This is a genomic window from Proteus sp. MB838, assembly GCF_054767435.1.
This window is the reverse complement of record NZ_BAABMO010000016.1, coordinates 1-21,306: the sequence shown is the minus strand read 5'-3', so window position 1 is coordinate 21,306 and position 21,306 is coordinate 1. Positions and strand designations below refer to the sequence as shown.

General features: G+C 40.1%; 21 protein-coding genes and 1 pseudogene. 12 read left to right on the top strand and 10 right to left on the bottom strand.

Features of this window, described 5'->3' with window-relative positions; all coding sequences use genetic code 11:
* Positions 1–167: 167 nt before the first annotated feature.
* The 9 genes and pseudogenes from rbsD to ACYUCW_RS08935 all read left to right on the top strand — a co-directional run bounded on the left by rbsD (position 168) and on the right by ACYUCW_RS08935 (position 7,543).
* The gene (gene rbsD, locus ACYUCW_RS08975) at positions 168–587 is read left to right on the top strand and encodes a D-ribose pyranase (protein ID WP_460408413.1); all 420 of its coding nucleotides are present in this window, start codon (positions 168–170) and stop codon (positions 585–587) included.
* Positions 588–594: 7 nt separating this feature from the next.
* Positions 595–2,103, top strand: coding sequence for a ribose ABC transporter ATP-binding protein RbsA (rbsA, locus tag ACYUCW_RS08970; RefSeq protein WP_036908360.1), 1,509 nt, complete (start codon positions 595–597; stop codon positions 2,101–2,103).
* 1 nt (position 2,104) lies between these two features.
* Entirely contained in the window at positions 2,105–3,070 is a 966-nt protein-coding gene (gene rbsC, locus ACYUCW_RS08965) for a ribose ABC transporter permease (protein WP_004245124.1), read from the top strand.
* Between the two features lie 39 nt (positions 3,071–3,109).
* Positions 3,110–4,000, top strand: coding sequence for a ribose ABC transporter substrate-binding protein RbsB (rbsB, locus tag ACYUCW_RS08960; protein WP_004247214.1), 891 nt, complete (start codon positions 3,110–3,112; stop codon positions 3,998–4,000).
* Positions 4,001–4,077: 77 nt separating this feature from the next.
* Positions 4,078–5,004, top strand: coding sequence for a ribokinase (gene rbsK / locus ACYUCW_RS08955; protein WP_004245126.1), 927 nt, complete (start codon positions 4,078–4,080; stop codon positions 5,002–5,004).
* A 4-nt stretch (positions 5,005–5,008) separates the two neighbouring features.
* Positions 5,009–6,016: a ribose operon transcriptional repressor RbsR gene (gene rbsR, locus ACYUCW_RS08950; RefSeq protein ID WP_012367471.1), complete on the top strand. Its 1,008-nt coding sequence runs from the start codon at positions 5,009–5,011 to the stop codon at positions 6,014–6,016.
* Positions 6,017–6,118: 102 nt separating this feature from the next.
* Positions 6,119–6,361 carry a type II toxin-antitoxin system VapB family antitoxin gene (vapB, locus tag ACYUCW_RS08945; RefSeq protein WP_004247212.1) on the top strand — a complete coding sequence of 81 codons (243 nt, stop codon included), beginning with the start codon at positions 6,119–6,121 and terminating at the stop codon, positions 6,359–6,361.
* A pseudogene (vapC, locus tag ACYUCW_RS08940) lies at positions 6,354–6,780 on the top strand (type II toxin-antitoxin system tRNA(fMet)-specific endonuclease VapC). The gene vapB and the pseudogene vapC overlap by 8 nt, the downstream one beginning before the upstream one ends.
* Before the next feature lie 427 nt (positions 6,781–7,207).
* Positions 7,208–7,543: a zinc ribbon domain-containing protein YjdM gene (locus ACYUCW_RS08935; RefSeq protein ID WP_460408412.1), complete on the top strand. Its 336-nt coding sequence runs from the start codon at positions 7,208–7,210 to the stop codon at positions 7,541–7,543.
* A gap of 85 nt (positions 7,544–7,628) precedes the next feature.
* On the opposite strand, the gene thiL is transcribed toward ACYUCW_RS08935, so the two are convergent.
* From thiL to queA, 10 genes are all read right to left on the bottom strand, one after another.
* Complete coding sequence (gene thiL / locus ACYUCW_RS08930) at positions 7,629–8,609, bottom strand: thiamine-phosphate kinase (RefSeq protein ID WP_012367469.1); 981 nt, start codon at positions 8,607–8,609, stop codon at positions 7,629–7,631.
* A 93-nt stretch (positions 8,610–8,702) separates the two neighbouring features.
* Positions 8,703–9,116: a transcription antitermination factor NusB gene (gene nusB, locus ACYUCW_RS08925; protein ID WP_004245136.1), complete on the bottom strand. Its 414-nt coding sequence runs from the start codon at positions 9,114–9,116 to the stop codon at positions 8,703–8,705.
* 28 nt (positions 9,117–9,144) lie between these two features.
* Positions 9,145–9,615: a 6,7-dimethyl-8-ribityllumazine synthase gene (gene ribH, locus ACYUCW_RS08920; protein ID WP_004245137.1), complete on the bottom strand. Its 471-nt coding sequence runs from the start codon at positions 9,613–9,615 to the stop codon at positions 9,145–9,147.
* Positions 9,616–9,827: 212 nt separating this feature from the next.
* Positions 9,828–10,985: a bifunctional diaminohydroxyphosphoribosylaminopyrimidine deaminase/5-amino-6-(5-phosphoribosylamino)uracil reductase RibD gene (gene ribD, locus ACYUCW_RS08915; protein ID WP_004252583.1), complete on the bottom strand. Its 1,158-nt coding sequence runs from the start codon at positions 10,983–10,985 to the stop codon at positions 9,828–9,830.
* A 48-nt stretch (positions 10,986–11,033) separates the two neighbouring features.
* Positions 11,034–11,483, bottom strand: a complete 450-nt coding sequence (gene nrdR, locus ACYUCW_RS08910) for a transcriptional regulator NrdR (RefSeq protein WP_004245139.1) — start codon at positions 11,481–11,483, stop codon at positions 11,034–11,036.
* 118 nt (positions 11,484–11,601) lie between these two features.
* Positions 11,602–12,570, bottom strand: a complete 969-nt coding sequence (gene secF, locus ACYUCW_RS08905; RefSeq protein ID WP_004247209.1) for a protein translocase subunit SecF — start codon at positions 12,568–12,570, stop codon at positions 11,602–11,604.
* A gap of 10 nt (positions 12,571–12,580) precedes the next feature.
* Positions 12,581–14,428, bottom strand: a complete 1,848-nt coding sequence (secD, locus tag ACYUCW_RS08900) for a protein translocase subunit SecD (RefSeq protein ID WP_012367466.1) — start codon at positions 14,426–14,428, stop codon at positions 12,581–12,583.
* Between the two features lie 32 nt (positions 14,429–14,460).
* Positions 14,461–14,796: a preprotein translocase subunit YajC gene (gene yajC, locus ACYUCW_RS08895; protein WP_004245142.1), complete on the bottom strand. Its 336-nt coding sequence runs from the start codon at positions 14,794–14,796 to the stop codon at positions 14,461–14,463.
* Positions 14,797–14,882: 86 nt separating this feature from the next.
* Positions 14,883–16,025, bottom strand: a complete 1,143-nt coding sequence (gene tgt, locus ACYUCW_RS08890; RefSeq protein WP_460408410.1) for a tRNA guanosine(34) transglycosylase Tgt — start codon at positions 16,023–16,025, stop codon at positions 14,883–14,885.
* A 181-nt stretch (positions 16,026–16,206) separates the two neighbouring features.
* Positions 16,207–17,280, bottom strand: a complete 1,074-nt coding sequence (queA, locus tag ACYUCW_RS08885) for a tRNA preQ1(34) S-adenosylmethionine ribosyltransferase-isomerase QueA (RefSeq protein ID WP_004245144.1) — start codon at positions 17,278–17,280, stop codon at positions 16,207–16,209.
* Positions 17,281–17,387: 107 nt separating this feature from the next.
* Between queA and ACYUCW_RS08880 the strand changes: the two genes are divergently transcribed.
* The 3 genes from ACYUCW_RS08880 to ggt all read left to right on the top strand — a co-directional run bounded on the left by ACYUCW_RS08880 (position 17,388) and on the right by ggt (position 21,050).
* Positions 17,388–17,975: an acyl carrier protein phosphodiesterase gene (locus ACYUCW_RS08880; RefSeq protein ID WP_004245145.1), complete on the top strand. Its 588-nt coding sequence runs from the start codon at positions 17,388–17,390 to the stop codon at positions 17,973–17,975.
* A gap of 410 nt (positions 17,976–18,385) precedes the next feature.
* Positions 18,386–18,988, top strand: a complete 603-nt coding sequence (locus ACYUCW_RS08875; RefSeq protein ID WP_460408408.1) for a peroxiredoxin C — start codon at positions 18,386–18,388, stop codon at positions 18,986–18,988.
* Between the two features lie 301 nt (positions 18,989–19,289).
* Complete coding sequence (gene ggt, locus ACYUCW_RS08870) at positions 19,290–21,050, top strand: gamma-glutamyltransferase (protein ID WP_036894229.1); 1,761 nt, start codon at positions 19,290–19,292, stop codon at positions 21,048–21,050.
* Positions 21,051–21,306: the final 256 nt, after the last annotated feature.

The following is a 21,306-nucleotide window of genomic DNA, read 5'->3' as shown; positions in this document are numbered from 1 at the left end:
ATTAAATCCATTCAGCGTTAATTGATTCAATCAGTTAGATTTTTCCTTTTTTCTTTCCTTTAACGAAACGTTTCGATCACCTTCACAATATAAATAAATCCAACTTGTTTTCCTATTTTCATTTCCTACTATGTAGAACAGCGAAACGTTTCGCTGAGGAGGCAAAGATGAAAAAAGGTGTATTACTTAATAGTTCAATTTCTAGCGTAATTGCACGTTTAGGACATACTGACAAAATAACGATTGCAGATGCTGGATTACCCATACCCTCCTCTGTTGAGCGTATCGATCTTGCTTTAACTCAGGGGATCCCTGACTTTATGTCAGTGTTACAAACGATCACCCATGAAATGCAAGTCGAAGCCGTTATGCTTGCCATAGAAATTAAAAATATAAACCCACTTCTTTTTAGTGGGATAACCCGTTATTTGCATTTATTAGAACAACAACAAAAAAAACCTATCGAGATCATTTATGTCACTCATGAAGAATTTAAAACACAACTTCCAGATAATAAAGCGGTGATAAGAACAGGTGAATGCTCTCCTTATGCCAATATCGTGCTGTTTTCTGGTGTGACTTTCTGAGGCCAATATGGAAGCATTACTTGAATTAAAAAATATTGATAAATCATTTCCAGGCGTAAAAGCATTATCTGGTGCGACGTTACGAATTTATCCTGGCCGAGTGATGGCACTTGTTGGTGAAAATGGCGCAGGTAAATCCACACTAATGAAAGTGCTAACAGGTATCTACCAAAAAGACGCAGGTGAAATTATTTATCAAGGGGAACGTTGCTCTTTTAATGGTCCTAAGTCTTCTCAAGAAGCCGGAATAGGTATTATCCATCAAGAACTCAATCTTATCCCTGAATTAACCATTGCAGAAAATATCTTTTTAGGTCGCGAGTTTACCCGTGCATTTGGTGCCATTGATTGGAAAAAAATGTATGCAGAAGCGGATAAATTACTTGCTCGCTTAAACCTTCCTTATCGCAGTCATCGCTTAGTTTCTGAATTATCCATTGGTGATCAGCAAATGGTTGAAATTGCCAAAGTACTCAGTTTTGGCTCTAAAGTGATTATTATGGATGAACCGACAGATGCATTGACAGACACCGAAACTCGCTCTCTGTTTAGTGTGATAACTGAATTAAGAAATCAAGGTTGTGGCATTGTCTATATCTCACATCGATTAAAAGAAATTTTTGATATTTGTGATGATGTCACTGTGTTGCGCGATGGTCAATTTATTGGCGAAAAGCCCGTTTCTTCACTACAAGAAGAGACACTTATTGAAATGATGGTAGGCCGTAAATTAGAAGATCAATACCCTCGCATCCATATTCCTGCAGGAAAAACTAAACTTAATGTCTCTCACTTAAGTGGTGCAGATATACATGATGTCAGCTTTTCCCTACATGAAAATGAAATTTTAGGTATTTCAGGGTTAATGGGCGCAGGCCGTACTGAATTAATGAAAATGATTTACGGTGCATTGCCAAAAACACAAGGTAGCGTGGCGTTAGAAGGTAAAATTTGTCAGATCAAAAAGCCTGCAGATGCACTTGCCCAAGGTATTGTTTATATCTCTGAAGACAGAAAACGCGATGGTTTAGTGCTAGGTATGTCAGTAAAAGAGAATATGTCACTGACGGCGCTACCTTATTTTAGTCGCACTATGGGGATCTTAAATCATAAAGAAGAGCAATTAACTGTCAGTGACTTTATTAAATTGTTCAACATAAAAACCCCGTCCATCAATCAGATCATTGGTTTTTTATCAGGCGGTAATCAGCAAAAAGTCGCTATTGCTCGCGGACTAATGACTCGTCCTAAAGTGCTTATTCTTGATGAGCCTACCCGCGGTGTCGATGTGGGGGCGAAAAAAGAGATTTACCAATTAATTAATAAGTTTAAACAAGAGGGATTAAGCATCATTTTGATCTCTTCAGAAATGCCAGAGGTAATGGGAATGAGTGACCGCATTTTAGTTATGCATGAAGGTCGTATCAGCGGTGAGTTTTCTGCCAATAATGTCACACAAGAGATGCTAATGGCGGCGGCTGTTGGTAAACAATATGGTGCTACAGTAGGAGTTTGAGATGAGTACAAAATCAATACCAGCGTCAAAACGATGGTTCTCTAAGGCTTGGTTATTAGAACAAAAATCACTCATTGCCTTATTGTTGCTTATTGTCGTGGTTTCAACACTCAGCCCGAATTTTTTTACCTTAAATAATATTTTTAACATCCTACAACAAACCTCTGTTAACGCGATTATGGCTGTGGGTATGACATTAGTCATTTTAACTTCTGGTATCGATTTATCGGTAGGCTCATTACTCGCTTTAACCGGTGCTGTTGCTGCTTCTATGGTAGGGGCTGATGTTAATGCGTTAGTGGCTGTTGTCGGTGCTTTAGCATTAGGAGCCGCTATTGGTGGCGTTACAGGTGTCATTATCGCTAAAGGTAAAGTGCAGGCATTTATTGCCACATTAGTGATGATGCTGTTATTGCGTGGTGTCACGCGTGTTTATACTGATGGCAGTCCAATAAATACAGGATTTAGCGATAATGCCGACCTGTTTAGCTGGTTTGGTATTGGACGCCCCTTTGGGATCCCCACCCCTATTTGGCTGATGATGATTGTCTTTTTAAGCGCGTGGTATGTATTGCATCACACACGCTTGGGTCGCTATATCTATGCCCTTGGAGGAAACGAAGCAGCAACCCGTTTATCTGGTATTAGTGTCGATAAAATCAAAATTATTGTTTATGCGCTTTGCGGTTTATTAGCGGCCCTTGCCAGTGTCATTGAAGTTGCTCGTCTTTCTTCCGCCCAACCAATGGCAGGCAATGGTTATGAACTGGATGCTATCGCCGCTGTCGTCTTAGGTGGTACCAGTCTTGCTGGCGGTAAAGGACGCATAATGGGCACACTTATTGGTGCGTTAATTTTAGGCTTTCTCAATAATGCACTCAATTTATTAGGCATATCATCCAATTATCAAATGATAGTCAAAGCTGTTGTCATCTTACTTGCCGTGCTGGTTGATAACAAAAAATAATACGCTTTCTCTTAATCCGAACCCCGACAGGAATATATTATGAAACTAAAAAAAATAGCAACGCTTCTCTCAGTGGTTGCTCTAAGCGCTACCATAAGTGCCAATGCATTAGCAAAAGAGTCTATCGCCCTCGTTATTTCAACGCTCAATAATCCTTTCTTTGTCACCATGAAAGACAGTGCACAAAAAGAGGCGGATAAATTAGGTTATGACTTAGTCGTACTTGATTCAATGGATAATCCGGCCAAAGAATTGGCAAATGTGCAGGACTTAACCGTAAAAGGCACCCGTTTAATGCTCATTAATCCAACGGATTCTGATGCTGTAGGTAATGCCGTGTTAATGGCAAATAAAGCTAAAATTCCTGTAGTAACCCTAGATAGAGTAGCCAATAAAGGTGAGGTTGTTAGCCATGTTGCTTCTGATAACCGCCTAGGAGGAAAAATGGCGGGAGATTATATTGCGGAAAAAGTGGGTAATGATGCCAAAGTGATCCAACTAGAAGGGATCGCCGGAACCTCCGCTTCTCGTGAGCGTGGAGAAGGCTTTAAACAAGCTGTTGATGCTCACAAACTTAATATATTAGCAAGCCAACCTGCTGACTTTGACCGTACTAAAGGCCTTAATGTTATGCAAAATCTATTAACCGCTAATCCTTCAGTGCAAGCGGTATTTGCTCAAAACGATGAAATGGCATTAGGGGCATTGCGTGCATTACAAACAGCAGGTCGTACCGATGTCTTAGTCGTTGGCTTTGATGGCACAAATGATGGCATTAAAGCGGTTAACCGAGGTGTTTTAGGTGCGACTATTGCACAACGCCCCGATCAAATTGGTATTATTGGTATTCAAACCGCTGATAAAATTCTGAAAGGGGAAAAAGTGGATCCCACTATTCCTGTTGAGCTTGAATTAGTCACTCAAAAATAATCACCCATCTAACCACGTAGTACTTTCGCTGCGTGGTTAGTTTCGTTATAAACTAGGCTTTCAAAGGATAAAAGGCTATGACAACTCCCCGCCTTGCTGTTTTAGGTAGCATCAATGTTGACCATATTATGAATATTGCACAATTTCCCAAGCCCGGAGAAACCGTGATTGGTCATGACTATAAAATAGCATTTGGTGGTAAAGGGGCAAATCAAGCCGTCGCTTGTGGACGTAGTGGTGCCGATATCACGTTTATAGCCTGTGTGGGAGATGATGCTATTGGTCGCGAAATCATCGCTCAATTAAAAACAGATAATATTGATACTGATGCAATTCGTATTATTCCCAAGACACCTACAGGTGTAGCAATGATCCTAGTTAATGAACAAGGCGAAAATGTCATTAGCATTGTTGCCGGAGCAAATAGTGCACTCACTCCAAGCCATTTGCATCAGTATCGTCATATTATTGAACAAGCAGATGCTTTATTAATGCAATTAGAATCCCCTCTAGACACTGTCTTTGAGGCAGCAAAACAAGCCAAAGCACATCAAACAAAAGTGATTTTAAATCCCGCTCCTGCACAGCCGTTATCTGATGAATTTCTGAGTTTTATTGATATTATTACGCCAAATGAGACAGAAGCCGAAATATTAACCGGTATTTCTGTGCATGATGAAGTGGGTGCAGCTAAAGCGGCTAATATTTTGCACAGCAAAGGCATAAAACACGTTTTAATCACTTTAGGCAGTCGTGGAGTATGGTTTAGTGAACAAGGCACCGGTATGATCATTCCCGGTTTTCGTGTTGAAGCAGTTGATACTATTGCCGCAGGTGATACCTTTAACGGTGCATTTGTTACAGCGATATTAGAAGGTAAATCAGCTCATGATGCGATCCGTTTTGCCCATGCAGCCGCGGCAATTGCAGTGACACGTCATGGCGCGCAATCCTCCGTCCCTTGGCGTGATGAAATTAAGTCATTTTTAGCAGAGCGAGCATAATATTTTGGCAACAATGAAAGATGTCGCCCGTTTAGCGGGTGTTTCAACATCCACCGTTTCCCATGTTATCAATAACAATCGTTATGTGAGTGAAGGTATCCGCGCAAAGGTTAATCATGCAATAGCAACCTTAAATTACGCCCCTTCAGCATTAGCTCGTAGTTTAAAAATGAACTGCACACGTACCATAGGGATGTTAGTTACCGCCAGTAATAACCCCTTTTATGCTGAAGTCGTTCGAGGTGTTGAACGAAGTTGCTATGAACAAGGCTATAGCCTCATTTTATGCAACACCGAAGGCGACTATGAGCGCATGGATACTAGCCTGGAAACCTTGCTACAAAAGCGTGTCGATGGGCTGTTATTAATGTGTACTGAAGCCCGCGCACCATCAAGTGAAGTATTAAATCGTTATCCACGGTTACCCATGGTGATGATGGATTGGTCTCCATTTGAATACAGTAGCGATATTATTCAAGATAACTCCCTATTAGGGGGAGAATTAGCCACGAATTATTTAATTGAAAAAGGTTTTACTGACATCGCCTGTATTGCGGGTCCCCAAGATAAACTTCCCGCTAAACATCGCCTACAAGGCTACTATAATGCGATGCAACAAGCTGGGTTACCCATTCGTAAAGAGCTGGTTTTAACCAGTGATTTTGAGTTTGCGGGTGGCTTTAGTGCAATGCAAACACTGCTCTCACTCCCTATACAACCACAGGCCGTATTTACCTGTAATGATGCAATGGCGGTCGGTGCTTACCAAGCGATTTATCAAAAAGGACTACGTGTACCTGATGATATTTCTATCGTCGGTTATGATGACATCGATTTAGCCTCTTATATGATCCCCCCTTTAACGACTATTCATCAACCCAAAGATGAATTGGGCAAACTTGCTGTAAGCCAATTATTACGTCGTATGGAAGATATTGAAGCACAAGCCAATCTATTAGTGTTAACACCCAAACTGATTGAACGAGGCTCGGTGATAGCTCATAGGAAATAATCTTTTACATTAATAGGTTAATAGGTTGTGTATATATTTCACACAACCTATTTGGTATCCTATAAAAACTGCTATATGGCAGTTTTTATGGGAGCTATTACTATGATCCAGTATGGCAAAGTATTTATGAGCAATAGAACACAAAATGTTCGATTACCCGCTGAGACTCGATTTCCGGATGATGTAAAAGAAGTTTTTGTTCGCGTCAAAGGCAAAGAGAGAATAATCACACCTATACAAAATGCATGGGATAGCTTTTTCTTATCAGAAAAGTCTGTAACAGATGATTTCTTATCTGAAAGGCCTGATCAAGCCACAAGTGAAAGAGGATCCTTTTATGATTAAATATCTATTAGATACAAATTATTGTTATATTCACTATTAAACGCAAGCCTGAGTTTTTATTACCAAAATTCAACCAACATGCTGAACAATTAGCTATTTCTACAATTACACTCGCTGAGCTCATTTTTGGTGCTGAAAAAAGTGTAAATCCAGCCAAAAACTTAGCTACGGTTAACGACTTTGTTTCTCGACTGACTGTTTTATCTTACGATGACTTAGCAGCTTTTCATTATGGAGACATTAGAGCAACACTAGAAAAACAGGGAAAACACGTTGGTGATAACCACTTACATATAGCAGCACATACTAGAAGTAAGGGGCTAATAGTCGTTACCAATAATACTCGAGAATTTGAAAGAGTTGATGGTTTAAGAATTGAGGATTGGACCGTTATTAACTCAGACCCCCAAACTGATTGAACGAGGCTGGTGATAAATTTTATAAAATAACAACAAGAAGATTAACACTATTATTACTGATACTCTCTTTTAAAGAGAGAGTAGTTATTTTATCTAAGTTAACAAAATAAATAATTATAAAATCAATAAGTTAATTTATGTTTTTAAATGATATTATTTCTTATTATTTTGTGTATTACCTTCTATATTTAATCTACTTTTTCTCATCTTTTATCCAATAATCCATGAAAGATGCAAAACTCTATCAGATCTATTATACTCTTATTCTTTCGCATTATCTGTGGCAATACTATTTTTGGTCATTTGGGTCATCATATTAGACTTTTTACGCTAAAACGATAATGTGTCCTTTTGTTTATCGGGCAAGTGTTATCCTCTTTGTGACGATTAATCACTTCCCATTTTGAAAAAATTTGAGAGTATTATTATGTCATTACCTTCTTGTCCTAAATGCAACTCAGAGTATACCTATGAAGATGGGGCAATGTATGTTTGCCCTGAATGTGCCCACGAATGGAACGATGCTGAGCCAACAACTGATAGCGATGAGCTGATTGTTAAAGATGCCCATGGTAATTTATTAGCCGATGGGGATTCAGTGACAGTCATTAAAGATCTAAAAGTAAAAGGTAGCTCAACGCCGCTCAAAATTGGTGCAAAAGTTAAAGGGATACGTTTAGTGGAAGGCGATCATAATATTGATTGTAAAATTGATGGCTTTGGACAAATGAAATTAAAATCTGAATTTGTGAAGAAAAGCTAATCTTGAATTATCATTAAAATGATTAATAACATTATTTTGATTTCAGAGGCGCTCATTAAGCGCCTTTTGTTTATAGCGATATGATTTATTTATTATCACCAAAGTGATCAAACCCTTTCAGATTAGGGTGCACTTCTTTACCTTCACGTAAATAACGTATACCTTCTGCAATTGGCATAATTTGCCCTATGCAATGAAAGTCAGCGCCCGTATGGGCTAAAGCAATATCTAAAGCCCCACGATTTATTTCAGGCACGGTAAAGCATAGTTCATAGTCTTCGCCACCACTTAATGCCCAAATTTCAGCTTGCTCTTTACTCACCTGTGATTTCATTGCCGCAGAATAAGGCAACGCATCTAAGTTAATACGAGCACCACAACCACTTGCCGTTAAAATATGGTTTAGATCTGAAATAAGACCATCAGAAATATCAATAGCAGCACTTGCTAAAGATCTTAATGCTTGCCCCTGTAAAAGACGAGGCTGCGGACGCAAATGCCTAGTAATAAAATAGTCTCGGCTTTCTGGTTGACTAGGTTGTAATCTATTTTGTAAAACCGCGAGTCCTGCCGCGCTATCACCTAAAAAGCCTGTAACATAGATCCAGTCACCAATTTTAGCCCCTGAGCGTAATAGAGCCATACCTTGAGGAACTAAACCTTGTATTGTGATGGTTAAGCTCAATGGCCCTTTGGTTGTATCCCCACCAATCAATTGAATAGAATAATACTCTGCTAATGCAAATAGAGAGCGACTAAAGGCCTCAAGCCAATCATTATCAACTTTTGGCAATGTTAAAGCTAATGAAGCCCAAGCAGGATCTGCCCCCACCGCGGCTAAGTCACTAATATTGACCGCTAATGCTTTATACGCTAAATCTTCAGGGGAAATGGTTGGCAGGAAGTGTATTCCACTGACTAAGGTATCAGTACTAATTGCCACTTGTTGCTTTTCAGGTACAGTCAATATTGCACAGTCATCCCCAATTCCCGTACTCACATCTTTGCGTTTAACTGGCTGAGAAGTGAAATATTGTTTAATGAGGGAGAATTCACCACAAGGCATTATCAATTTCCTATGAAGCAATGCTTATTAAATAAAAGGCCGGAGTAACCGGCCTTGGATTATTAATTTACCATAGAGGAAACGTGAAGAACGTTATTTTTTACGTACAGTTGGTGCAGCTTTATCTAACACGCCATTGACAAATTTATGGCTGTCATCAGCACCAAACACCTTAGCCAATTCAATCGCTTCGTTAATGGCTACTTTATAAGGAACATCTTCACGGAAGCTGAGTTCAAACATAGCTAAACGTAAAATCGCTTTTTCAACTTGGCCTAGCTCTTCCAGTTGACGTGATAAATAAGGCTCCATCGCCTTATCTAAACGTGCTGCATTGATTGCAACACCCACTAAAAGCTCACGGAAATAAGCAATATCTACACCTTGGGTATCCTGCTCGGATAAAAACTCCAATTCCACATCCGCGATGTCATTTCCGGATAATTGCCATGAGTAGATAGCTTGTACAGCACACTCACGAGCACGACGACGAGCAGCAGGTTTCACAAAATTCCCCTTTAGTTAAAACAGATGATTAGCCTTTAATGGCTTTAAGTACATTGATCATTTCAAGTGCTGTCATTGCAGCTTCAGCACCTTTATTGCCCGCTTTAGTACCAGCTCGTTCAATTGCCTGCTCAATGCTTTCAGTGGTTAATACACCAAAAGTCACAGGGATCTCACTTTGCATTGCAACATGAGAAAGGCCAGAGCTGCATTCGCCAGCAACGTATTCAAAATGTGCGGTTCCACCACGGATAACAGTGCCTAACGCGATAACTGCATCATATTTGTCGCTTTCTGCTAATGCTTTTACAGTTAATGGCAACTCATAAGCGCCAGGAACCCAAACGACGGTAATATTTTCTGAGGAAACTTGTCCGATACGCTCAAGTGCATCAACGGCACCTTCTAACAAGCTATCATTAATAAAATTATTAAAACGGGCAATTGCAATCGCTACACGTGCGTTTGGCGCCGCGACAACACCTTTGATTACGTTCATAGGTTACCTTTTTCTCCTATCCGCGGGGCGCGGATTTTATCACATTCTTTCCTTTACTGCGCTCAGTTTTATGATAACACAGCAAAGGAGCCAAAAATCCTTGATAAATCAAGGTAGTTAGTTGGCTGATAACAATGTCGTAACGACAGGGAATAACACACACGGCGCTATTTTACTACAAATAGCGCCATAGACACACATATTTGCATCTATTAATAACGAGGTTTTAAACAAACGCGGATATCAGGACCGATTTGTTGAAGAGAATCTATTGTAAATTCAGGGGCTTCAGATAATGACGACAGTGGTGAAATGGATAATAAACCTCGAGCATCATTGCCTAAAATTTTCGGAGCAATATAAATGATAAGCTCATCAACAAGACCAAGCTCTAATAGTGCGCCAGCAAAATGTGCGCCACTCTCAACCCATACACTATTAATATTGCGTTTACCTAACTGCATCATTAATAACACTAAATCGACACTACTATTTTTGCCATTAGTAGGAAGCAAAATTTCTGAGACATCACCTTGCCAATCTTCTTGCTGAGAGTGAGTCCGAGCAAGCAAGCACTCACCTGCAAGTTGTGTAATTTTATAGTCGGGAGTTACCCTATTTTGGCTATCGGTAATAATGCGAATAGGCTGGCGTAATGACTCTAGTGGATAAATCGCTTTTATCTCATCGGATAATGCTTCCCAACGCACATTCATTGCAGGATCATCGGCTAAAACAGTGGCACTCGTTGTTAAAATAGCACTAGCTTGCGCGCGAAAGTTTTGCACATCTTGTCGCGAAGCGTTAGAGGTTATCCATTGACTTTCCCCTGATGCTAATGCCGTTTTACCGTCTAAAGAGGCGGCCAGTTTTAATTGGATATAAGGAAACCCTGTTCTCATACGTTTAAAAAAGCCGATATTCAATTTTTCAGCTTCTTGCATTAATACGCCATGAGAAACATCAATACCTGCAGCGACTAATTTATGTAAACCACGTCCTGCCACTTGAGGATTGGGATCTTGCATTGCAGCAACAACACGTTTTACCCCGGCGTTGATTAAAGCATCAGCACAAGGAGGCGTTTTACCAAAGTGGCTACATGGCTCAAGCGTAACATAGACAGTAGCACCTTTGGCATTTTCACCCGCCATATTTAATGCATTCACTTCGGCATGTGGACCACCTGCATGATGGTGATAACCTTCACCTATAATCTTCCCTTCTTTCACAATCACGCATCCCACATTTGGGTTAGGTGATGTTGTAAAACGTCCTAATGCAGCTAACTCTATCGCTCGACGCATATAGGTTTCATCATTAGCCGGCTCATTGCCCGTAGGATTGTTGCTGTTGTTAATTGTCATCATAGATTTATTATTTATCGTTATTTTCAAATAGTCGTGTGAAGCGAATGATTAATCTTGTAATTTTGCAATTTCTTCGCCAAAATCGCGCACATCTTCAAAACTGCGATAAACCGAAGCAAAACGGATATAAGCAACTTTATCCAGTTTCTTTAATTGTTCCATAACAAAATTACCGATCTGTTTGGAAGGTATCTCTCTTTCGCCCGTTGCCCTTAATTGTGATTTGATATGATTAATGGCAGCTTCAACATCATCAGAACTCACAGGGCGTTTTTCTAATGCTTTGAGCATTCCTCTACGTAGCTTTTCTTCATCAAAAGGCTCACGGATTTCATCACTTTTCACAACACGAGGCATCACAAGCTCTGCGACTTCAAAGGTAGTAAAGCGCTCATGGCAAACAAGGCATTGACGACGACGGCGCACTTGTGAGCCATCACCAACAAGTCTCGAATCAATTACTTTGGTATCTACGGCTGTGCAAAATGGACAATGCATAGTTATTCCTACTGTTGACAAAACTCCTAAACAGTGTACCTGTTCAGTGAACAAAAAACACCCTGTCAGTCATTAACTGGCAGGGTGTTTGCGATGTTTATGTCAGAAAAACGCTCTATTAAGGTAAGAGTGTTGTCTGATCTGCACCCTCTTTTTCCACTTTTTGAACAATCAGGTGTTCGCGTTTCATGCCCATTTTCAGTGCTAATGCAGAAGCCACATAAATAGATGAAACAGTACCGAATGAAACACCGATTAACATCACTAAAGAGAAGCCTTTAAGCATTGAACCACCAAAGATATAGAGCATCAACACAACTAATAATGTTGTTGCTGATGTCATGATGGTACGGCTTAATGTCTGTGTTAGTGAAACGTTCATGATCTCATAAGAGGTACCACGACGAATTTTACGGAAATTCTCACGAATACGATCTGATACCACGATACTATCGTTCAAGGAATAACCGATAACAGACATCAATGACGCGACAATGGTTAAATCAACCTCAATTTGGAAGAGTGATAAAATACCCAAAGTGATCACCACGTCATGGGCAAGTGAAATAACAGCCCCTAATGCTAGACGCCACTCAAAACGGAATCCAACATAGATCAGAATACAGATAAGTGCAGAAAGTAACGCCATTGCCCCTGTTTGAGCCAATTCACTCCCGACACTTGGCCCAACAAATTCAATACGTTTGACTGTTGCATCATTATCAATTTCAACATTGATAATATCGATGACTTTCTTACCTAATTCTTGACCAGCCTGTCCTTCAACAGGAGGCATACGCACCATAATATCGCGGCTGCTACCAAAGTTTTGTAACAGAGGATCTTTATAGCCGGCGGCTGCCAAGCTATCACGCATTTTATCTAGATCGGCCGGTTGACTGAGATTGATCTCAATAACCGTTCCTCCAGTAAAATCTAATCCCCAGTTAAATCCTTTCACGGAAATGATAGCAATAGATGCTACCAAAAGCAGAAACGAAATAGTAAAGGCGACGTTGTCCCAACGCATAAAGTCAATGACTTTACGACCATGGTTTAATTGTTCAACAGTATAATCCTGTGCCACAACGTGCTCCTTAAATAGACAGTTTCTTGATGCGTTTACCGCCATACAGCAGGTTTACAATCGCACGTGTACCCACAATAGCGGTAAACATGGATGTCGCAACCCCGATAGCAGTTGTGATAGCAAACCCTTTAATGGAGCCAGTACCGACTGCATAAAGGATCACGGCAGTAATTAACGTGGTTAAGTTCGCATCAATAATACTGGAGAAGGCACCTTTATAACCTTCATGGATAGCTTGTTGTACTGAGCGACCATTACGTAACTCTTCTTTAATACGCTCGTTGATCAGTACGTTAGCATCGACCGCAACCGCAAGGGTTAAGACAATACCCGCAATACCAGGCATGGTTAACGTTGCACCGGGTAATAATGACATGACCCCCACAATTAACACCAAGTTTGCTAATAGCGCCGTACTCGCGATCACACCAAATTTACGATAATAAATAATCATAAAGGCAACAGAGGCTATCAGACCCCATAAACAAGCTTCTAAACCTTGAGTTATGTTCTGAAGACCTAATGTTGGCCCAATGGTTCTCTCTTCAACGATTTGAATAGGTGCAATCAATGCTCCAGCACGTAATAACAGAGATAATTGACGTGCTTCATTCGCATTAGAGATACCAGTAATGCGGAAGTTATTACCTAAACGGGTTTGAATATTAGCCACGTTAATAACTTCTTCATTTTTTACCAAAATTGCGCGATCGTTTTCATCACGTTTACCGCTGTCTTTATACTCTACAAAAAGAGTAGCCATCGGTTTACCGACGTTATCTTTGGTAAAGTTAGACATAATAGAGCCACCAGCACTATCAAGTGAAATACTTACTTGAGGCTGGCCGTACTCATCGGCTTGTGACGTTGAATCGGTAATATGGTCACCCGTCAATACAACACGTTTATAAAGAATGGTTGGTCTACCATCTCGAGTGTATTTCACTTCTGAGTCACCCGGGATGCGTCCTGTTTCTAAGGCGGAAGGATCAACATTAGTATTCACTAAACGGAATTCTAATGTTGCTGTTGCACCTAGGATTTCTTTCGCACGAGCCGTATCTTGAATACCCGGTAATTCAACAACAATGCGGTCAGCACCTTGGCGTTGAACTAATGGCTCAGCAACCCCTAATTGGTTGACACGGTTACGTAGGATGGTGATATTTTGTTGTACCGCATAAGTACGCGCATCACGTAAACGCTCGTCGGTAAAAATAGCTTTTAACGAGTTATTATCCCCATTTCTAAAAATGAGATCTTGGTTACGACGCGCAAGATAATCTGATGCTTTAGAACGGTCATCAGCGTTGCGGAAACGGATTTCAACACCATAATTATCCGTTTTGCGGATAGAAGAATATGGAATGCCTTCGTCACGTAATAAAGTACGTAAACTATCAACATTTTGTTCTTGAAGTTTACCTAACGCGGTTTCCATATCAACTTCCATTAAGAAGTGAACACCACCACGTAAGTCTAACCCTAATTTCATCGGCTCACCGCCAATGGCTTCTAACCATTTTGGCGTAGCTGGTGCAAGGTTAAGTGCAACAACGAACTTGTCACCTAACGCAGGTAACAACGCTTCACGGGCACGTAACTGAATGTCAGGGTTACTGAAACGAGCCAAAATCGCACCATTTTCAAGGGCGATTGATTTCGCTTCAATTTTTTCTTTATCTAATAAAGATCGAACTTGATCCAGTGTTTGCTCATTGGCGGCGGTTCCCCGCGCGCCAGTGATTTGAACAGCCGGATCCTCACCATATAGGTTAGGAAGTGCGTAAAGCAGACCGATGAGGATAGCGAATATCAACATCAGATACTTCCACAAAGGATAACGGTTTAGCACGGCAGTTCCCTTTTCCCTTTGGGGAAATCAAATTAAATAGCTTTCATTGTGCCTTTTGGTAATACAGCGGCAACAAAGTCACGTTTGATAGTTACTTCAGTTGTTTCATTCAGAGCAACAACGATATAGCCGTTATCTGAAACTTTAACAACGCGGCCGATTAAACCACCAGTAGTTAACACTTCATCACCTTTACCAATAGATTCCATCAGTTTACGGTGTTCTTTAGTACGTTTTTGCTGAGGACGTAGGATCATAAAATAGAAAATTAAAATAAAGATCACTAACATCGGTAAAATAGACATAAAGCTTGCTTCAGGTGCTGCTTGTCCAGCAGAAGCAACAGCATCAGAAATGAAAAAACTCATTCACTTTTTCCTCATTGTTGTCGATATCGACGATACTCAAGTTATAAGCCCAATATCATACACAGAATTGGGCTTTCTCGTATACATTAATCGCACTTACTCGCACTGCTATTTAGCGGTGGAACTGGTTTACCAATACGTTCGTAGAACTCATGCACGAAATCTTCGAAACGTGACTCATCAATTGCTTGACGAATTTCAGCCATTAGACGCTGATAATAGCGTAAGTTATGGATAGTATTCAGCCTTGCTCCTAAAATTTCGTTACAGCGATCAAGATGATGTAGGTAAGCGCGACTATAATTTTTACAGGTGTAGCAATCACAATGTTCATCCAGAGTTGATGTATCTGAACGATGTTTAGCATTACGAATTTTAATGACACCATTTGTTACAAACAGATGTCCATTACGTGCATTTCGTGTTGGCATCACACAGTCAAACATATCGATACCACGACGAACACCTTCAACTAAATCTTCAGGTTTACCTACACCCATTAAATAACGAGGTTTATCCGCAGGGATTTGTGGACAAGCATGTTCTAAAATACGGTGCATATCTTCTTTAGGTTCACCAACAGCTAGGCCCCCAACAGCGTAACCGTCAAAGCCGATTTCCACTAGCCCTTTCACCGAGATATCACGTAAATCTTCGTAAACGCCGCCTTGAATAATACCGAATAATGCATTTTTGTTGTTTAATTCATCAAAGCGTTGACGACTACGTTTAGCCCAGCGTAATGACATCTCCATGGAATTTTTAGCATAATCCCAATCTGATGGATATGGCGTACACTCATCGAAGATCATCACAATATCTGATCCAAGATCGTACTGAATTTCCATTGATTTTTCTGGGCTTAAGAAAATCTTTTCACCATTAATTGGGTTACGGAAATGCACACCTTCTTCTTTAATTTTACGCATTGCGCCTAAACTAAAGACTTGGAAACCACCTGAATCGGTTAAAATTGGCCCTTTCCACTGCATAAAGTCATGCAAATCACCGTGTAATTTCATGATCTCTTGACCAGGACGTAACCATAAATGGAAAGTATTGCCTAAAAGGATTTGTGCACCTGTGGCTTCAACTTCTTCAGGTGTCATCCCTTTAACTGTACCGTATGTCCCTACAGGCATAAATGCAGGTGTTTCAACGACACCGCGTTCAAACTTAAGACGACCACGACGGGCATGACCATCTGTTTTATCTAATTCGTATTTCACTCATCCTCCAAGCATCAGAAAAACAGTCCAATGCATAATAAAAACAGCACATTCTAATCATTTGTTAGACGGCTGTATATGTTACATCAACAAAAGCTGTGCTTAGTCAAAGAGATCAAGCAGCAAAATTGACATAACCGGTCATAAAATGAAAAAAAACGTTAAAAAATAGAATAAAGCCCTACTCTTCACCCACTTTTTCATTGATAGCTAAAGGATTACGCGTAATAAACATCGCATCACCATAACTGAAAAAACGATACTTCTGTTCAACCGCTACGTTATAAGCATTCATGGTATTTTTATAACCAGCAAATGCAGAAACCAGCATAATTAAGGTTGATTCTGGCAAATGGAAGTTAGTTATCAAAGCATCAATAACTTGATATTGGTAACCTGGATAAATAAAAATTTGCGTATCATCAAAAAAAGGAGCAATTAATGCATCTTTGGCAGCTTTAGCCGCACTCTCTAAAGAGCGAACAGACGTTGTACCCACGGCAATCACCCGATTACCTCGTGCCTTACAAGCGAGCACGGCATCTACCACCTCTTGAGGGACTTCAGCATACTCGGAATGCATAGTGTGTTCTTCGATATTATCCACACGAACAGGCTGGAAAGTACCAGCACCAACATGCAAAGTGACAAAAGCCATCTCAACGCCTTTGTTACGTAACGCTTCTAATAACGGCTCATCAAAATGCAATCCGGCTGTGGGTGCAGCTACTGCACCGGGACGCTCATTATAGACCGTTTGATAAAGCTCTTTATCGGATCTTTCATCTGGACGATCAATATAAGGAGGAAGAGGCATATGACCGATACTATTTAAAATAGTCAGCACATCTCTTTCATCATCAAAACGGATTTCAAATAGTGTATCATGGCGTGCAATCATGGTTGCTTGTACACTTTCGTCTTCCCCTAAAATCAGTGATGCGCCCTCTTTGGGTGACTTTGATGCACGAACATGGGCTAACACACGATGTTCATCTAGCATACGCTCCACTAATACTTCTATCTTGCCACCGGAGGCTTTACGACCATAAATACGCGCGGGGATCACTCTAGTATTATTAAATACAAGTAAATCACCGGCATTGAGTTTATCTAATACATCCGTAAAGACACCGTGAGATAAATTGCCCGTTTTCCCCTCTAGGGATAATAATCGGCACCCACTACGTTGGGGGTGAGGATAGTGAGCAATTAAGGACTCAGGCAGGTCAAATCTAAAATCGGATACACGCATAATTAAACGACTACTTTCATAAAAAACAGGCGCACTAGTCTAGTGCTGCATGTTAATCAGTGCAACAAAGAAGCACTTTTTTATTTAAAAAGCGCTATGATAGTACAATGAACTATCTTGCTCACTTACACCTCGCCTTTAGAGCGAAAAGCTCCTTATTAGGCAATATGATGGCGGACTATGTAAAAGGTACGCCGAGTAACGATTACAGCCAAGCGGTAATTGACGGCATTCGCATGCATAGGCGTATTGATGTGCTGACTGATACTCATCCATTAGTTAAACAAGCTCGACAACTTTTTCCGAATGAATACCGCCGCGTTGCACCCATTACTTTGGATATATTTTGGGATCATTTTCTCTCACTACATTGGGATAAATTTGAACCTGACATACCGCTCTTGGAATTTGTTACTTATGTGCGCAATACCATTGAACCGGATTTATGGCGAACTCCGGAAAAATTTCAAGAGCTCAATGAATATTTATGGCCCCAAGCGTGGTTGACTCGTTATGCTGATAAAACTTATATAGCACAGACGTTAAAAGGCATGGCAAAAAGAAGACCGCGTTTAAGTGCGCTTGCAGGCTCTTATATTGCACTAGAAACGCATTATAAAGAGTTAAGTGAGATTTTTTGGCAATTTTATCCACAATTGTTAGAAAGAGCACAACATCATCAGCTGGATGACTGATACATTAAGGCTCTTTTTATTCATCTGTTTGTCATGGTTAAGCATTACATTGAATCGAGCAAACAGAGACTACGTCAATTTATCTTTTTATTGGTAACGATCCGTTAACAAGCGTAGTATTCATTTATAAAGTTGATTAGAATAGATAGTTATACAAGGAGTCATAAATAAGTCATTTTTGTTGTATAAAATTCATCGTTATAACCTATCAAATAGATTGTTCTGTATGATTTTATCAATAACGATTGATTATTTATGCTGTATACATCATTTAAAAACAGGGCATCACCCTAAATTTAAAAACAGGGTATCCCCTAAATTTACTCTAAATAGTTCGAGTGAACGCAGTCAACAACGCGACAACTTGAAATATGACGAGTATAAACTCTTTCAATTTACAGGAGTACATTATGGTTCTGGTTACTCGCAAAGCCCCAGATTTCACAGCAGCTGCTGTTTTAGGTAACGGTGAAATTGTTAATGATTTCAACCTGCATTCATTTATCAAAGGCAAACCTGCGGTTATTTTCTTCTGGCCAATGGACTTCACTTTTGTTTGCCCTTCAGAACTGATTGCATTTGATCACCGTTTTGAAGAGTTCCAAAAACGTGGTGTTGAAATCATCGGCGTTTCTATGGACTCAGAATTCGTACATAACGCATGGCGTAAAACAGCTATCGATGATGGCGGTATTGGTGAAGTAAGATACCCAATGGTTGCTGATATCAAACACGATATCATTAAAGCATACGGTATCGAACATCCAGAAGCGGGTGTTGCACTACGTGGTTCATTCCTGATCGACAAAGAAGGTGTCGTTCGTCACCAAGTGGTAAACGACCTGCCATTAGGCCGTAATATTGACGAAATGATCCGTATGGTTGATGCACTACAATTCCACGAAGAGCACGGTGATGTTTGCCCTACACAATGGGAAAAAGGCCAAGAAGGTATGGGCGCATCTCCAGACGGTGTTGCTAAATATCTGAAAGCGAACTCAGGCAAACTGTAATATTCCAGTAAGCTAAACAAATATTTGCTAAAAGCCTGTGAAACAGGCTTTTTTATTAATACTCCATCTATTCTTTTGTCTTTCAACTCAATTTATTAAGATTACTATTTGTACATAACATTATTATTTATTCGCTTAAAGATGATTTTGTGATCATCTCTTCAAAAAAAATTCTCGTCATTAATAACTTCTCTCTATACTTATTGTTACGTAATTGTTAACCACATTAATACTAGCGTATACACACCTACTTTCACTTATCTCTATTGAAACTAACCCACTGTTATTAATGGATATAATCATGATTACTATAAAAAAAACGCACCTGCTGTTACTTACCACACTTTTTTCACCTGCACTCTATGCCGCCTATGAGCCAGCGGTTGAAGCACAACAAGGTATGGTGGTCTCTTCACAACATTTAGCCTCACAAGTAGGAAAAGATATTTTGCAAAAAGGAGGGAATGCCATTGATGCAGCTGTTGCTGTTGGCTATGCACAAGCTGTGGTAAATGCTTGTTGTGGAAATATTGGCGGTGGTGGTTTTATGACTATACACCTTGCTGATGGCACCAATACCTTTATTAATTTTCGAGAAACGGCGCCTACGGCAGCGTCTAAAAATATGTATTTAGATAAAGACGGTAACTTGATTAAAGAGGCAAGCCTATACGGCTATCTTGCCTCAGGGGTGCCGGGTACAGTGAAAGGACTTGATGCTGCATTAGAAAAATATGGCACACTTTCACGCCAAGAAGTGATGGCTCCCGCTATTAAACTAGCCAGAGAAGGCTATATTTTAACCCGTGCTGATACTGACGTATTAGACACCACCACAGAGCGATTTAAACAAGATCCTGAATCAGCAAAAATTTTCTTAAAGCCTGATGGAACACCATGGCAGCCTGGCGATCGCCTCATTCAAACAGACTTAGCCAATACACTTGAACTTATCGCCAACCAAGGTGCTGATGCTTTCTATCAAGGGGAAATCCCTAAAAAAGTAGAACAAGCTTCAAAACAGCATAATGGGTTATTAACCAAAGAAGATTTTGCGAACTTCACTATTACCGAAACACCTCCCATTACCTGTACTTATCGAGGTTATGAATTTATCTCTGCTCCTCCTCCCAGTTCAGGGGGCGTCACTATTTGCCAAACACTGAATATTTTAGAAGGCTACGATCTGAAATCGATGGGTTTTAACTCTGCCGAATATGTTCACACGCTCACAGAAGCTATGCGTCATGCTTATATGGATAGAAACACCTTTCTTGGCGATCCGCAATTTATAAACAATCCAACAGAAAAGTTATTAAGTAAAGCCTACGCCGCAGAGCTTCGCCAACAAATTACACCGAATAAAGCCACCCCATCAGAAAAGGTACAACCCGGTATTGCACCTCATGAAAGCCCTGAAACCACCCATTATTCGGTGATTGATAAAGATGGTAATGCCGTTTCAACCACTTACACCATCAATGGTCGTTTTGGTGCTGTCGTTATCGCCCCGGGGACTGGCTTTTTCCTCAATAATGAGATGGATGATTTTACAACTAAAGTTGGCGAGAAAAATCTTTATGGCTTAGTACAAGGTGAACGAAATAGTATTGCCCCATTAAAACGTCCACTGTCCTCAATGAGTCCAACCATTGTGACTAAAGATGGCAAACCCTTTCTTGTATTAGGCTCACCGGGAGGCTCTCGTATTATCTCAATCACCTTACAAACGGCACTTAATATTATTGAGTTTGGTATGTCCCCCCAAGAAGCCGTCAATAGCCCCCGAATTCATCATCAATGGCTACCTGATGAGGTTTATTATGAACAACGAGGATTATCAAAAGATACCTTAGAAAAACTTTCTGCCATGGGATATAAAATGGTCGAACAAACGCCATGGGGCGCGGCTGAATTGATTATGGTCGGCCTTCCAGGAGAACAAGGAGTGATCCCTGCTTCGTCAGGTAATGATTCTGCTGTTTCAGGGGCGATACGCGAAGGTTATCTTTATGGTTCAAATGATGTTCGACGTCCAGCAGGTAAAGCCGTGGGCTACTAACCATAAAATTATATAATACCATTGGCAAAAGAAACCTTCTCTTTATTAGACAAGGTTTCTTTTTTTATGAAAATGATCTCGTCACTGTTTTACAATTTATTAATATCTTTTTTTATTAATAATAATCAAGATTCATTTTTCATTAAATAAATAATTAATATTAAATATCAATTCATCATTAAAACAATAATTTCAAACGTAATATAAGAACAAATATCTTTATATTCTATTTAAATAATAGAATATATATAAACAA